Raw genomic sequence first — 14,053 nt, 5'->3', positions numbered from 1 at the left:
CCGGAGTTTTTTATTAGAATGCACGATTCACAACGTCTTTAACCTCTTCAAGATATTGTTTACGCACACTGTCATCCACAGAAGGAACACTTGTATAGAATGTATGCTCAATTGTTTCAATGCCTGTAAATTCAAAAATACCAACATCCGCTGTTTTCTTCATTGCATCAAACATGCCGCCTGCTGTGTATGCTTCTTTCGTATTTCCCATTGTAGATAATAACAATCCTTTTTTACCGCTTAATAACTTTTCAATACCGTTTTCACCGTAAGCATAAGCGAATCCGTGGCTAAATACACGGTCAACGTATCCTTTTAAAATAGCAGGAAGTCCCGCCCACCACACTGGATAAATGAATGTAATGCTATCAGCCCAAGAGATATGCTCTTGTTCTTCTTTAATATCTTCTGGTGTATTTCCTTGAGAAAATGAGATGAAATCGGAAGCGCCTAATACTGGATTAAAGTTTAATTCGTATAGATCGCGAACGCGTACTTCGTGACCTTTTCCTTCTAATTCACTTTTTACCGTTTCTAAAATCGCATGGTTGAAGCTTTCTGTATTCGGGTGTGCATAAACGATTACATGTTTCATTTTTCTTCCTCCTATTTGTGGATATGTGAATAGCTTTTATGTATTCGTGTAACTATTATGGTTACTTTTTTTACGAGAGTCAATTTTTCTGACATGAGAAATATTAGTATGTTACAAAAAAATACAAAATAGTAGGAAGTTTGTATTTTGAATAGAATATATAGATTGATAAATAGAGAGAGAAGGGGATATGGGGATGAATATTATTGAGATTGAAAGGTTAGAAAAATCATTTGATATTGGAGATAGTAAAGTCAAGATATTAAAAGGCATTAATCTTCAAATTCAAAAAGGAGATTTCGTTTGTATTATGGGAGCAAGTGGCTCGGGTAAAACGACCTTACTTCAGTTGTTAGGTGGATTAGATATTCCATCGGTAGGTAGTATTCGAGTTGATGGTACAGAGATTTCCACATTAAAAGAAAAAGAGCTCGCTTTATTTAGAAGGCATAAAATCGGTTTTATTTTTCAGCAGTTTAATTTGATTCCAGTGTTTAGTGCAGAAGAGAATGTAGGGTTACCGTTACTGTTAGATAATGTCTCGCAAAAGAATGCAACGGTGACAGCAACTCGTTTATTAGAACTTGTTGGATTGAAGGAAAAAGAAAAACATTTACCAGCACAGTTATCAGGCGGGCAACAGCAAAGGGTTGCGATAGCAAGAGCTTTTGCAAATGAACCGGCAATTATATTAGCGGATGAGCCAACAGGGGCATTAGATTCGGAAAATAGCAAAAACATAATTGCGGCACTTCGCAATGCGTGTGATGAGTTAGGGCAAACAGCTGTTATTGTAACGCACGACCCGTTCGTAGCGGCTCATGCGGATAAAGTTGTTTTCTTATTTGATGGTGAAGTGATTCATGAACATGCTGAAAGTAAAGGGTGGAAGTTTCGAAATATCCCACAACAAGTTACTCACATTCAAGAGATTATGAATCGCCACTTTAAAGTAGGGGGTAAAGGTGATGCGATGGGTAATTAAGTATGCAGTAAAATCGATGAAACAAAATTGGCTGCGAAATATGTTGATTGCTCTCGGTGCAGCTTTAGGTGTTATGTTAGCGACGATGTTATTGCTAGGAAATCAATCAGTAGAGAAGAGTGTGAAGGAACAAGTAGTAAGCCGATATGGAGATTATAATTTACAATTTGGCTATATAAAAAACGATATGTATTTAAATAATGAAAGTTTAAAGGGAATAGATGGCTTAGAAAATGCTAAGAAAATATCAAAAGCACTTATACCATATCCTTTTCCGCATTATAAAGAGTTATCGGGAAAACCGTCCTATTGGGGTGTTGAGCAAGATTCTCCAGAAATGCATTCTTATAAAATAGTAGAAGGGCGATATCCGAAAAAAGGTGCTGAAGTAGCGCTGACAAAAGGGTATACAGAACGTGAAAATATACGATTGGGAGATACGATTAAACTGCCATTCCCACAACATGGAGAAAAGAATGTGAAAGTCGTCGGCATTTTAAATCCGCCGTTAATGGCGGCAATGGGGCATGGGGCTTATTTTCCAATCCAGTGGCTTCAAAAAGAATTAAATCTACCAAATCAGTTTAATCTCGTTCAAGTGAAAACAGCCGATGTAAATGTGAAAAGGGCGATTGCTCTTGATGTAAATAAGAAGATAGAAAATATAAAGGTGGATCAACGTACTTATGTCGATAAGGCATTTGAACGACTAAATGTAATGAAGCCTTTAATTTTTAGTTTAGGTGGTATTGCCTTATTTGTAGTAGCCCTTTTAATAATGGGAAGTTTCTTCTTATCTGTCAGAAGTCGATTTAAGCAATGGGCATTATTACGTGCACTCGGTAGTAACCCAAATCAAATTATAGTAGTCGTTTTATTAGAGGCTTTATGCATCGGAGCGATCGGATCGTTAGCAGGGGTTATTCTTGGGGCAGGTACGCAAACAATTGCAGCATCATTCATTAACAAATGGGTGAATATTGAGGGGGCAGGGGAAGCATCATTCTCGATTTTAAGTGAGATTTTACTCATTACTTTTTTACTAGGGATTGTTATGTCTATCATAGGGGCTATTATACCAGCTTTCATGGTTAGAAAGATTCCACCAGTTCAAGCACTCCGCCCAGGTCTTCCTAGTAATGAGAAGAAAGAAAAAAGATGGAGTGCTTTTAGCCTTAGCATTTTAATTATTGGTACTGTTATTGGGCTAGCAGGTAGCGTATTAGAGGAGTATATCGGTTTTAATCCAAGTGCGATAGGAGCGCTTTTATTCGCGGTCGGTTTGTTATTTGCGATCCCGTTATTTATTCGCGTGATAGCACCAGTGATTGCAAAACCGATTCAAATGATATTACGAATTGAAACGACGATTAGTAGCCGGAATGTCATTCGTTATCGAAATAAGGCAGCTGTGTCGGTTGCTATACTAGCATTTGGTTTTATGTTAGCACTTGGTGGAACGATGTATGTAAACTCTATGTATGAAGGTATGAAAAAAGGATTACAAAAACATTTACCAGCGGACTTAGTAGTAAGAATTCCAGTAGAGTCGCAAGGAATAGAAACATTACCGTTTAGTTGGATGGAGAAGGTTAAAAAAATTGATGGTGTAGAGACGAGTGTTGGGAATGCTACTGACTTTACAGCAAAGCTTGTGAATTATGACTTTAAAAAAGCGAATCAAGAATGGTATGAATTTATGAAAAAAAACAATTTGAACTCTGATTCAATGGAAGTTGTAGGTAATGATATTGTAGCGTATCAGAAAGTAACAAAGGCGAAAGTGATTGCAGGACAAACTTTAAATAAGCCATTAGAAGATGGTGAGGGAGTCATTACGAAGGAAGTGGCTAAAAATTTAGGGATTCAGTTGCAAGATACGTTTGAAGTACAAGGAAAGGGAAAAGAAAAACAAACGATTAAAGTCGTTTCAATTATTGAGCAAGGATTAAGGTTAAGAGGGTTAGATGTTTTTGTAAATGAACAATGGGCTCGCGATAAGTTTCACGTACAAGGATATGAAGCGATTCAAATTATGACAAACTCTAATCAGTCATTTGAAGCAATTAAGAAGCAAGTAAAAGAAATTACAAAGAATAAAGAGAATATAGAAGTTATAAACAGTTATGATTTATTGAAAGAACAAGAGCAGTTATTATCGCAAATGATGATGTTAATTAGCTTGTTAGTTGTAATTGTTTTCATTATTTCTGGTATAGGATTAATGAATGCGATAGTAGCAAGTTTACATGAAAGACGTGCTGAAATTAGTATGATTCGTGCGGTAGGAGCTATCCCAAAGCAAATGAGAAGGATCGTTTTATTAGAGGGAACTTTACTTGGAGCGATAGCTGGTTGCATTGGCATTTTTGGTGGGATTTTGTTTAGTTATATAGTGTTATCAAGCTTAGAGTTAACGGTTATTATTATTCCGTATAATCAAGTGGTCATACTGGCTTTAGCTAGCGTGATGCTTGGAGCGGGGGCAGCATTGATTGCGTCATTACAATTAAGAAAGTTCAAATTAAGTGATACTTTAAAAGAGTTATCAGCATAAAAGACTGTTACACACCACTCATACAAAGTACAAAGAAAACAAATAAAATGATAACAATACCAATACCGAAGTTAAATACGAGGGTACTATCCATATATGTAGCCTCCTTATTTGAAAGTAAAAAGCACTCTAGTTAAGAGTGCTTTTTATTTTGAATCTACTTTATAACTTTTAGAAAGTGATTCATGCGTGTCATGATTTACATTATTTTATGTATTTATGCTTTGAAATGAGTAAGTCCTTGTGAGATATAGAAAAAAAGACACTCGTTGGAGTGTCTTTTAAGATGACAAAATGTGCCAATTGCTTGAGGTTGATAAGACGCTAATTTCCGTGTTAACGCCTTTTCTCTAATCAAGAAGTGTAGCAACAGCGATTCAAATAAATTGTACCATCTGTTTAACCGCGGTGCGTATGCAATTGTGCATATGATGATCATGAGGTAGGTAATGAACTGTGAATAATTTGAAGTGATTTATTTACGATTTCTTCTGCGGCATATATGCCGATTGCGTCTGTTTTTAAAATATGGGGTTGTAAGTTATCATGCATTGCCCCTAACTCACCATGAAGTGGTGCGAAGGCATGGTTCGCCTTTTCAAGCATGCATAAATCAAGTAAAGAATCCCCAGCTGTAATAATCGTATCTATTTGCAAAATTTCTTTTATATATTGCACGGCGTCCCATTTATTAATTGGTTTTGGTACAAAGTATAGCTTTCTACCTTGAAGTGAATGATTCCAGCCTTGTTTGTCTAACCAGGAAGTGAAGGATGATAATTCATCATAAGGAATGTTCTCCCGTTTAATAATGCAATAATGGAATAGATCATCAGCTGTTTTTTGCGATATAACCCAATCCTTATGAGCTATTTGTCCAAATTCCTTTAGTATGTCGTTTCTCTCTATACATTCAACCGATAGTCTTTCTTTTACTTTCCTGTTCCAAGTACCATCTTGTTTCCCGTTATGAAGGATATTGCCGCCGTTACTTGTAATGGCGTATTCGGGAATGATTTCGTTTTGGAATAAAGCAATACGCTGAAACTGCTTAATAGTTCTTGTTGTAACTGGGATGAAATGTGAGTGCAGTTGTAATTTTTTTAGTAGTGAAATGGTTTTATGTGATATGAAAGAAATTTCTTTCCCATCTAAAGTTTCAATGAGTTGAATTGATTTATCTTCTATAGGGGCACGAAACGATTTCCGGGAATAAATAAGCGTCTGATCAAGATCACTGGCGAAAATCATATTGTTTCCTTCCTAAGAGGCTTAATGAGCCCGCAACATGAATAAGCCATATTCTCATAGATTTCAATTGGGACATTCTTTTCTTTAGCGAGAAGTAAAATATGCTTTAAATCGGGATTGTTTTGCTTACGTATTAAAATTTTCCACGGTATTCTCCGGAGTAATACACGAGTTGTTTCACCGACTCCTGGTTTAATTAAGTTAATATCGTCAATTTCAAAGTGATTTTGGATAGACTGTATATCTTTTAATCCTTGCCAAGAGGGATCAGTGTAAGTTGAAGTAATATAACGTAATTGATTATCTATATGAGAATGAACAGAAGGGAATAACTCTGTTACCTCATCAACGAAGAAATTTGATAAGTCTTCTTGTTCTAGCTCTTTATAATATTTAACACCATGAAAATCATTTGGACCGATATAGGTGTCATTTAGTACAGTGCGGCTAATTAGTCCAGAGACTGTTGCATTTAAGCAAGCGCTAGGAATAAGAAAATCTTCACGTGTACCGTAAATTGAAGTACAGTAACCGGGATCAGCAAGCACAGCCATACAATGAGAAATGTGTGTATTATTTCGTTCGTTAAATGTGTGTACGGCATATTCTAATTCTTTTTTTATTGCACCTTTTCCAGTCCACCCATCAATGAATTGAATTGTTTCTTTAGGGTGATGTTCCAAAATAAAATGGAGTGCATTTTCATCAATACCGCGTCCGCGAACAATAGAAATACAATAGTGAGGTACATCAAGGTCGTATTGATAGCGTATGTAGCGTTTGATAAGAATGCCAATAGGTGTACCAGCACGAGCTAATGAAACGAGGACAAGGTTAGTTCCTTTAGTTTGTATAATCTGTTCGGCGACAACTCCAACAGCGATGGCTAGTTTGTGTTTGTATTGTTGCAGGGAAGAAAAGAATAAATCCATATACGCTTTAGAGGGTTTATATTCCATTGGTAACATTTCGGAATAATGTGTGCCAGCTTGAATTGCTTGTTCTCTAGTTTCCGTGGAACTTTCTTTCATTAAATCACTAATATCTTTTAATAGAAAAATAGCATCATTTGGATTGTAACTACTAATATGAGAATTTAATTTTACCATAATTATCAACCTTCCTTTTCTATGCTATTTGAAAATGAGACGATATGAATAAAAGGAATAACTGTTTGTAACTGCTGTAGAAGAGGAAACAGGGCTTCTTCTCCTAAATCACGCTCAATAAAAACAAATACTTCATCGTAATCATGAGGTGAAATATTATAAAAGTAATTTGTAATAGTAGAATCTTCAGGACTTGGATATGAGAAATGATTATGAATGGCATAGTTCACATCATTTGAAACAGGATGGATAGGGCTTCTTGTTGTAGATTGATATAAAATATTTTCACCCATTTCAGCAGCAATTTTCATTGGGATATACATAAATTCACCCGTTCCGAGACAGAGTGTTCGTTTTCCCATTCTTTCTCTTTTTAAAGTTTTTCCTGCTTCTTGGGCGAAAGAATGAATGTGCTTTTGTTCATATGCTGAAATGCCAAATCGCCCAGTATATTTTATATAATTTGATGTATAGGGTGATTTTAGGCAGGTAAGGGTATGTTTTTTGAAATCAGGTTTTGTTTCTTCAATTTGAATCTCTTTTTTTGCAATATTTAATGGTTGGCCAGTTGTATGAATACTGCCTTCTAATAAAGAAATAACATGAACCTTAATTTGAAGTTCTTCTTCTAATTGTTTAAATTGTTTTCTATTAGTATGAGAACGCCAGTCTAATAAAGAAGCAATTATATATTCTTCTCGTGGGAATTTATTTTGAATAGATCTAATAATATTTAATGCTGTTTTTCCTGTTGTCATCTCATCATCTACGAGAACAATTGGATTGTTGTTTTGAAAAAAGCTTTCATCTACATAACAACGGTGTGATGTTGCATGAGAATGTTCTTCCTCAAATGTAATGACAGATTCTAGGTGGGGTATCGATTCCCTAGTTGTATGTACATACTTTGCATTTTGAAAGCATTGAAACATAGAATGACCAAGTGATGTCGCTGTTTCAGCGAATCCGATGAACAAAACTTCTTCTTGCAGAGGATATTGATAACGAAATACTTCCTCTGGGATTTCATCAATTTCTAATGAAATGAGATTTAAAATTTCTTTTTGAAATGGATGAGAAATATTATGTAGTATTTCCATATATCTTGCAGCGAGAGCAACTCCACTTGATAGAGAGACTGTAGGTTTAATAGGAAGATGCTTTCCAAGGATTGTACTCACAAATAAAAAACTACGTTTCTTATTTATTCTCGCAGCCATTTGAAAAAGATTGTCTAGCGCTAAATTATATGGATTATCACGTACTTCTACATGAACTTGTATAGTATTTAAAACGTTATACGTGTTGCTTTGCGTTTGTAATAAGGAGATCGGTGAATTGTTTGTTTTCATGTAGCACCCCGTAAATATTAGATTTTAAAATGGTTTTGCGAGCCCACCCATAATGAGGTTTTACTTCATTCATTTTGTTAGAAAAACTGCTTTTTAGCACTCCATTATACGTATCTGCATTTTGTAAAATTAATCTCGCATCTAAATAATCTTCCATTGTGACAATGTGCATTGCCTGTACAACTTTAATATGAGATGGGTGAATAACTGTCTTTCCGATTAAGCCATTTGCATGGTCAAGTGATACCTCTTGAATAAGCCCTTCTTCATGATCATTAGAAAAATATTCCCATACACATCCTGAAATAATATATTCATTTGTTGCCCTTGAGAAAACGTTAATAATGTCTGAAATACAATCACGGACAACAGTAATATGATAGATAGGTGTGTATTTATTACGCCGAATACTAAATATACTTGAAAAATCAGTAGCACCAATACGTACATTTAAGATGTAATCGTGATAAGAATCTAGTAAATCCTTTATTTGTAATAATGATTCTGCCCGTGTTTCCTTATACATAATTTCGGGTGATTCTAAAATCGGCATGCCATATAGCGATAATGAGTATAACTCGTTTATATATGCAAGCTGATCGATATAAGTCTTTCCGTTAATCGGTGTGAATTTTGGAAAGACAAAACCACATAAACAATGAACGGCACTACCTAATTCAGTAACAATTTTCTTCATTTGACTTGGCTGTCGAACTCTAATAAAAAGGAGTGGGATGTCTGCTTGATTTAGTATGTTGGCACTGACTAAGTTAGCGATTTGCTGTATTTGAACGACGATGTTTTGCTCTGCAAGTTTTACCTCCTCATCGCTGATAGCGTCCTCTAGACAAAGAATAATTGAGGTAGCATCCACATGTTTCTTTCTAATTATATCTTCCGCAATCGTTTCTTTCGTGCCGGGAGTATATAGTGTGGCACCTAGTGCGTAAGCTAGTTGTTCTTTCCCTATATTTTTTGAAAAACTAAGGGGTTCTTTATAGAAAAAATTTTGCCGTTCTTCCGAGGAGAGATAAGAAAAGTAATTCAAATTGTCACCACCTTATTTGTAATGATTCTGTTTAATCGTAACATAATAAGAAAAATCTTCCATAAAAATAAAGCGAGAAATTAAAAAATATATTGAGAAAGATGAATTATAAGATGAATTATAAGATGAATTATAAGATGAATATCGAATATTGTTAATAGAAATATAATAGAGGGAAAGAGAAAGTGGATATACATAAGTTAACAGAGGAAGAAGCAAATGAGATAAATACTTGGACGTACGAGGAACCTTATAGTTTATATAGTTTTTCAGGCGAGAAAGAAGTAATAGAAGAGCTATTAGATGGAACGTATTATGGCTGTTGTGACGATCAAGGAGACCTCATCGGTTATTTTTGTTTTGGAGGAAATGCACAAGTGCCAGGTGGAAGAGATGCTAATTTATATGGTGGAGAAGATGTGATTGATATCGGACTTGGCATGAAGCCGGCGTTAACTGGGAAGGGAATAGGGAAAGAATTCTTCCAAGCTGGAATAGCGTTTGCCACGAAAGAGTTTAATGCAAAAATGTTTCGATTAAGCGTAGCAACATTTAATACAAGAGCGATTACGGTATATAAAAATATCGGATTTAAACAAGGGACTATTTTTTTGAGTCGCGGAAGAGAATTTATGCTTATGGAATACGAAAGGCCATCAGCATGAAACTGACGGCCTAGAAAACATTATTATTCTGAGTGCTCAGCTCGGTGCGCTAAACGGCTTGAAGCTGCGGCAGCAATTCCGCCAACGATATCGTCAAGGAATGTGTGCACTTTTCCAGTTGATTTATCATTTAAGTATTCTAAAATACCAGGTTTTAATTTATCAATATATCCAAAGTTCGTGAAACCGATAGAGCCGTACACGTTTACGATAGAAAGTGCGATAACTTCATCAATTCCGTATAAGCCTTCATCACGTTTTACAATATCTTGTAACGGTTCACTTAGCATTCCCTTTTCAGCAAGGACATCGAGTTCGATACCAGTAATCAGTGCGTTTTGTACTTCCCGTTTTGATAGTACACGTTCTACATTGTAACGGCATTCTGACATCTCTAAATTTGGATGATATTTTTTTTGAAGAAAATGAACAAGTTCAGCAATATCGTCAATTGTTACACCACGTTCTTGTAATAGTTGTAATGCTCTTTCTTGTAGTTGATTTGATTCTTTCATGTTTATCACCTTTTTTTCTTTTTAGTATTTGTATACGTTTCGTTGCTTTATCCTGTGCATAGGAATGAAAGGCGAGCACAAGCTCATATATATAAAGAAAAACCATAGGTGGCGACTGCGATGATTCAGCATATTTATGAGCATTATCACATGCATGTTAAAGAATTAATCCCCCTTGGCCCCTATAAAAGCTTTTGGATTCGCAACAAAATTTATGTACTTGTTCCAATTGGAGAAATGGAGGAAGAAGTACTTGTAGAGATGAAAAAGCTCAGTGACTATATGAACCAGCAAGGGGATATAACTGTAGCGACTTTCGTTCCAACTATACACGGCTACTATGTAAGTGAGATAGAAGAACAAAATTACTGCTTATTAAAAGGTATGCGAGCGTTAGAACGACATGCTACGTCATTAGGAAGTGAACTTTCTATATTCCATAAACGAGGTGCATTCTTTCCAGAAGAAATCGAGCAATTAAGCCGCATTGGTGAATGGAAAGCGTTATGGGAAAAGAGACTCGATCAGTTAGAAAAGTTTTGGCAATCACAAGTGATGAACCACCCTACAGACGTATTCGATCAATTGTTTATTGAATCCTTCCCGTATTACTTAGGAGTTGCAGAAAATGCCATTCAATATGTTGTTGATACAGAAATGGATGATACGCCGCAACTAACGGATGCAGCGACAATTTGCCAAGAACGATTCACACCTTTATTATGGCATCAAACGAAGCGTCTCAAACTTCCTTTTGATTGGGTGTATGATCACCCAACTCGAGATATAGCAGAATGGATTCGCTATATGATGATTGAAAAAAAGAAAGACTGGGATCAAACAATCGTTCAATTTGTTACAGATTATGAACGGAATTACTCGCTGTCCTCATTTGGTTGGCGTTTATTATTTGCAAGGCTCCTGTTCCCGCTTCACTATTTTGAAACGGTCGAACGATATTACCAAACTGGAAACGAAGAACAAAAAAGCATATATAGAGATCGCTTAGAAGCCATTTTACACGATGTAAACCGCTCAGAGCAATTTATGAAGCACTTTTATGGCTCACTTCGTTTACCAGTAGATAAGCTCGGGATTAGAAAATTAGATTGGTTATCTTAAAAATATAAAAAAGAGACCGAGTGAGGTCTCTTTTTTATATACCACAATTTTATGTAATACATTATGCCCCTACCTGCTGATCTGTACATATATTTAAAACGAATTGATGCCTTTCGAGCTTTTCATTTACTTTACCCAATAATTCTTGCTGGATTTCTTTAAATAAAAATTGATAGCTTGTATTCCATGTTGGTATAACGGATGAAAGGCCTAATAAATACTCTTTTTTCTTTTCTAGTTCTTGAATTGTTACAAAAGTGTTCCCCATTTTTGGCATCTGTCGTCCCCCTATGTTTTTTTACTGTATATGTGTGAACGATTCACTATATAGTATTAATTATCGCATTTTTTGAGAAGGATTTCCAATTTTGTTTTATGATGTTAACGGATAAATGTGATTTGAATAAAAAAAGGAGACCAAATTTGGTCTCCTTTTAGCAAGTGACTTTGAACGAGCCGCTTCCGCTTTTAGATTAAAATACTTGTTCTACTTCGATAACGCCTGGTACTTCTTCAAGTAACGCGCGCTCGATACCAGCTTTTAGTGTGATTGTAGAACTTGGGCAGCTTCCGCATGCACCCATAAGGCGTAGTTTTACGATACCTTCTTCAATGTCTACTAATTCAACGTCTCCGCCATCGCGAAGTAAGAATGGACGTAATTTATCTAATACTTCTAATACTTGTTCTTGCATATGTGGGTTTTCCATTTTTATCGACTCCTTTCATCAGTTTTATTATAATCAAGATAGAGGGGAAAATCTATTTTTTCTCTTCTTGTTTTATTGTCGAAATATTGTATCGTGTTTTTTCAGTATAGGGGTATGGAATAAGTTTGTAAAATGATGTGCTTATGTAATAAGACATCTGAATATACTGTTGGAACAAGAAGTGGGGGAGAAGAAATGGTTAATGTTCAAGTGTATGGGACGAAAGTAATTTGTGCGAGCTGCGTCGGAATGCCATCTTCAACAGAAACGTTTGAATGGTTACAAGCGGCAATTGGTCGTAAATATGAAGGACAAGAAAATAAATTTAATTTCGAGTATATTGATTTCCAAGAAGAACAAGAAGATGCGGATAAAAAAGCATTCGCAGAGCGCGTAGTGGAAGAAGATTTATTTTATCCGGTCGTTCTTGTAAATGGAGAAATTGTTGGAGAAGGAAATCCTCGTTTGAAGGATGTTTACGAAGAAATCGAGAAATATTTATAAAACAAGAAGTCTTTGCGAATTTGCAAAGGCTTTTTTATTGGAGGGATAGATATGAAAAATGGAGTGAAGCATGCGTTACCAACGGAAGTACAACGGTTAATGGAGCGGTACACAGTAGAATTAAAAGAAATTTTTTTGGATGAAAAAATAGTCGGGGTATATATTTACGGATCTATCGCACTAGGTGCATTTCATAAGGAAACGAGCGATGTTGATTTTGTTACAGTGATAAATGATTCCGTGAATGAAGCTGAAAAACAGCAGCTTGTGGAACTACATAAGAAACTTAGTGACAATACGCTAGGTAAAAGAATGGACGGTATGTATATTCCGCTTGCTGACTTAGGGAAATACAATGATGAAATGAACGAGTACGTGTATTGTGCAGACGGTAAAGCTAATGTTGGTCATTGGGACATTAATGCGGTCACATGGTGGACGTTGAAAAATCAAGGCATTACAGTTACAGGAAAAGAAGCAGAAGATCTTCCGCTGCAAATACAATGGAATGATGTAGTAAATACAATGAAATATAACGTAGAACAGTACTGGAGTGAAAAGGCGAAGAAGCCATATTTATTTTTTATAGAAGAGTGGGTAGAATCAGCTGTCGTTACGATGGGACGTATTTTATATACACTAGATCATAAAACAATCGTTTCAAAAGATAGAGGGTTGCAATACTTGTCAGAACGTTCAGCGGAAGAGTGGGAGCTCTTATTAAAAGAAGTAGCGAGAATACGGCACAATCCAAAAGAAACGCGAATGCTCTCAAGGTGGAGAAGAGCAGATATGACGAAGAGGTATTTACTGCATTTAATTGAGACGTGTAGAGAGAAATGGTAGGGAAGAAAATGGACAATACAGTGGGGTGTATTGTCTTTTTTATTTTGTAGTAGATAGAAAAGTATTTACAAGCATTGTGTAGAGGAAAGATAATAGAAAAAAATATGCGCATGGGGGAAGATGATGAGTAAATATAAATTACATATAGATAAAGAACAACTATGGAAAGGCTGCGTTTTAAATTCGATTGCCCATGCAATTAATGTAGCGCATTGTCCAGATTTCTCACATGAAAGTTCATGGGATGGATTTAACTATAGTATGCAAGATAGCCAAGGGGGACAAGGGACAATTACGTTTCATCCGAATTACACGATTGTATGTCTTCAAGATGTGAATAGCGAGAGAATTGATGAGTGGATTGATGCGAAAAATTATTTTGAAGGGGCACCTTCGGAAGTAATAGATATTGCGAAAGAAGAAGCACTTCAATACGTATTAGAAGAAGTAGAAGGCGAAACAGTTCCTTTTAGTACAACTGCATTTTGGATTGAGGATAGCGGTGCGTATTCAATTGATTCATTTGAAGAGATGGAAGAGCACGGCGGATTCTTATTAGAAATTCCATTACTTGATACAGAATCAGCAATGGAAAGACTAGAAGAAGAGTATGAACTGACAGAGGAACAAATAGAGCTTTTACAACTCGTGTATGAGAAAAAAATCCAAAGGCCAAATGAGGAAATTAAGTTGTCTAAAGAAGAAGTAGCAATGATTGGAACGGAAGATAGCGAAGGATTGGAAGTTAGTAAGGACTCATTTGAAGAAATGAATATTACTTGGGAGTTGTAGGG

15 protein-coding genes are annotated in these 14,053 nt (G+C 35.8%); 7 read left to right on the top strand and 8 right to left on the bottom strand.

Annotated elements, in window-relative coordinates; genetic code table 11:
- Nucleotides 1-13: 13 nt before the first annotated feature.
- Nucleotides 14-595, bottom strand: coding sequence for an NAD(P)H-dependent oxidoreductase (locus NST90_RS23605; protein ID WP_000683439.1), 582 nt, complete (start codon nucleotides 593-595; stop codon nucleotides 14-16).
- A 196-nt stretch (nucleotides 596-791) separates the two neighbouring features.
- Here NST90_RS23605 and NST90_RS23600 point away from each other — a divergent pair, with 196 nt between their 5' ends.
- A complete protein-coding gene (locus NST90_RS23600; protein WP_046393066.1) occupies nucleotides 792-1,580 on the top strand; it encodes an ABC transporter ATP-binding protein in 789 nt (262 codons plus the stop codon).
- The gene (locus NST90_RS23595; protein ID WP_046393065.1) at nucleotides 1,564-4,137 is read left to right on the top strand and encodes an FtsX-like permease family protein; all 2,574 of its coding nucleotides are present in this window, start codon (nucleotides 1,564-1,566) and stop codon (nucleotides 4,135-4,137) included. Before NST90_RS23600 ends, NST90_RS23595 begins: the two co-directional genes overlap by 17 nt.
- Nucleotides 4,138-4,572: 435 nt before the next feature.
- On the opposite strand, the gene NST90_RS23590 is transcribed toward NST90_RS23595, so the two are convergent.
- Genes NST90_RS23590 through NST90_RS23575 form a run of 4 tightly spaced genes read right to left on the bottom strand, consistent with a single transcriptional unit; the run spans nucleotide 4,573 to nucleotide 8,897 of the window.
- Nucleotides 4,573-5,388: an HAD hydrolase family protein gene (locus tag NST90_RS23590; protein WP_025709845.1), complete on the bottom strand. Its 816-nt coding sequence runs from the start codon at nucleotides 5,386-5,388 to the stop codon at nucleotides 4,573-4,575.
- On the bottom strand, nucleotides 5,385-6,497 hold the full coding sequence (locus NST90_RS23585) for a cysteine protease StiP family protein (RefSeq protein WP_025709846.1): 1,113 nt from the start codon (nucleotides 6,495-6,497) through the stop codon (nucleotides 5,385-5,387). Before NST90_RS23585 ends, NST90_RS23590 begins: the two co-directional genes overlap by 4 nt.
- Before the next feature lie 5 nt (nucleotides 6,498-6,502).
- Complete coding sequence (locus tag NST90_RS23580) at nucleotides 6,503-7,849, bottom strand: phosphoribosyltransferase family protein (RefSeq protein ID WP_046393064.1); 1,347 nt, start codon at nucleotides 7,847-7,849, stop codon at nucleotides 6,503-6,505.
- The gene (locus tag NST90_RS23575) at nucleotides 7,794-8,897 is read right to left on the bottom strand and encodes an HpcH/HpaI aldolase/citrate lyase family protein (RefSeq protein ID WP_046393063.1); all 1,104 of its coding nucleotides are present in this window, start codon (nucleotides 8,895-8,897) and stop codon (nucleotides 7,794-7,796) included. The genes NST90_RS23580 and NST90_RS23575 overlap by 56 nt, the downstream gene beginning before the upstream one ends.
- Before the next feature lie 185 nt (nucleotides 8,898-9,082).
- On the opposite strand from NST90_RS23575, the gene NST90_RS23570 reads away from it, so the two are divergent.
- Nucleotides 9,083-9,562 carry a GNAT family protein gene (locus NST90_RS23570; RefSeq protein WP_000351151.1) on the top strand — a complete coding sequence of 160 codons (480 nt, stop codon included), beginning with the start codon at nucleotides 9,083-9,085 and terminating at the stop codon, nucleotides 9,560-9,562.
- Between the two features lie 23 nt (nucleotides 9,563-9,585).
- On the opposite strand, the gene NST90_RS23565 is transcribed toward NST90_RS23570, so the two are convergent.
- Complete coding sequence (locus tag NST90_RS23565; protein ID WP_000665103.1) at nucleotides 9,586-10,077, bottom strand: phosphatidylglycerophosphatase A; 492 nt, start codon at nucleotides 10,075-10,077, stop codon at nucleotides 9,586-9,588.
- Between the two features lie 120 nt (nucleotides 10,078-10,197).
- On the opposite strand from NST90_RS23565, the gene yutH reads away from it, so the two are divergent.
- On the top strand, nucleotides 10,198-11,199 hold the full coding sequence (gene yutH / locus NST90_RS23560) for a spore coat putative kinase YutH (protein WP_000614215.1): 1,002 nt from the start codon (nucleotides 10,198-10,200) through the stop codon (nucleotides 11,197-11,199).
- A 61-nt stretch (nucleotides 11,200-11,260) separates the two neighbouring features.
- On the opposite strand, the gene NST90_RS23555 is transcribed toward yutH, so the two are convergent.
- Together NST90_RS23555 and NST90_RS23550 are read right to left on the bottom strand one after the other, a co-directional pair.
- Nucleotides 11,261-11,476, bottom strand: coding sequence for a hypothetical protein (locus NST90_RS23555; RefSeq protein ID WP_001125507.1), 216 nt, complete (start codon nucleotides 11,474-11,476; stop codon nucleotides 11,261-11,263).
- Between the two features lie 196 nt (nucleotides 11,477-11,672).
- Nucleotides 11,673-11,909 carry a NifU family protein gene (locus NST90_RS23550; RefSeq protein WP_000431159.1) on the bottom strand — a complete coding sequence of 79 codons (237 nt, stop codon included), beginning with the start codon at nucleotides 11,907-11,909 and terminating at the stop codon, nucleotides 11,673-11,675.
- Between the two features lie 195 nt (nucleotides 11,910-12,104).
- Between NST90_RS23550 and NST90_RS23545 the strand changes: the two genes are divergently transcribed.
- The 3 genes from NST90_RS23545 (at nucleotide 12,105) to NST90_RS23535 (ending at nucleotide 14,051) form a co-directional block, all read left to right on the top strand.
- Complete coding sequence (locus tag NST90_RS23545) at nucleotides 12,105-12,413, top strand: YuzD family protein (RefSeq protein WP_000248588.1); 309 nt, start codon at nucleotides 12,105-12,107, stop codon at nucleotides 12,411-12,413.
- Nucleotides 12,414-12,464: 51 nt separating this feature from the next.
- Nucleotides 12,465-13,259 (top strand): nucleotidyltransferase domain-containing protein, encoded by a 795-nt coding sequence (locus NST90_RS23540; protein ID WP_025709851.1) that lies wholly within the window; start codon nucleotides 12,465-12,467, stop codon nucleotides 13,257-13,259.
- Between the two features lie 123 nt (nucleotides 13,260-13,382).
- Entirely contained in the window at nucleotides 13,383-14,051 is a 669-nt protein-coding gene (locus tag NST90_RS23535; RefSeq protein WP_283748273.1) for a hypothetical protein, read from the top strand.
- Nucleotides 14,052-14,053 lie beyond the last annotated feature (2 nt).

Origin of the sequence: Bacillus sp. FSL E2-8900, assembly GCF_037966225.1 — a bacterium.
Classification (GTDB): domain Bacteria; phylum Bacillota; class Bacilli; order Bacillales; family Bacillaceae_G; genus Bacillus_A; species Bacillus_A cereus.
Note: the sequence above shows the minus strand (reverse complement) of the source record. Positions and strands in the feature narration are given on the sequence as shown.

What these genes read in the sequence shown, in the direction of transcription:
- NST90_RS23555 (WP_001125507.1), bottom strand. Translation starts at nt 11,476, where the DNA reads ATGCCAAAAATGGGGAACACTTTTGTAACAATTCAAGAACTAGAAAAG.
- NST90_RS23550 (WP_000431159.1), bottom strand. Translation starts at nt 11,909, where the DNA reads ATGGAAAACCCACATATGCAAGAACAAGTATTAGAAGTATTAGATAAA.
- NST90_RS23595 (WP_046393065.1), top strand. Translation starts at nt 1,564, where the DNA reads ATGCGATGGGTAATTAAGTATGCAGTAAAATCGATGAAACAAAATTGG.
- NST90_RS23590 (WP_025709845.1), bottom strand. Translation starts at nt 5,388, where the DNA reads ATGATTTTCGCCAGTGATCTTGATCAGACGCTTATTTATTCCCGGAAA.
- NST90_RS23585 (WP_025709846.1), bottom strand. Translation starts at nt 6,497, where the DNA reads ATGGTAAAATTAAATTCTCATATTAGTAGTTACAATCCAAATGATGCT.
- NST90_RS23605 (WP_000683439.1), bottom strand. Translation starts at nt 595, where the DNA reads ATGAAACATGTAATCGTTTATGCACACCCGAATACAGAAAGCTTCAAC.
- NST90_RS23580 (WP_046393064.1), bottom strand. Translation starts at nt 7,849, where the DNA reads ATGAAAACAAACAATTCACCGATCTCCTTATTACAAACGCAAAGCAAC.
- NST90_RS23565 (WP_000665103.1), bottom strand. Translation starts at nt 10,077, where the DNA reads ATGAAAGAATCAAATCAACTACAAGAAAGAGCATTACAACTATTACAA.
- NST90_RS23540 (WP_025709851.1), top strand. Translation starts at nt 12,465, where the DNA reads ATGAAAAATGGAGTGAAGCATGCGTTACCAACGGAAGTACAACGGTTA.
- yutH (WP_000614215.1), top strand. Translation starts at nt 10,198, where the DNA reads ATGATTCAGCATATTTATGAGCATTATCACATGCATGTTAAAGAATTA.
- NST90_RS23535 (WP_283748273.1), top strand. Translation starts at nt 13,383, where the DNA reads ATGAGTAAATATAAATTACATATAGATAAAGAACAACTATGGAAAGGC.
- NST90_RS23545 (WP_000248588.1), top strand. Translation starts at nt 12,105, where the DNA reads ATGGTTAATGTTCAAGTGTATGGGACGAAAGTAATTTGTGCGAGCTGC.
- NST90_RS23600 (WP_046393066.1), top strand. Translation starts at nt 792, where the DNA reads ATGAATATTATTGAGATTGAAAGGTTAGAAAAATCATTTGATATTGGA.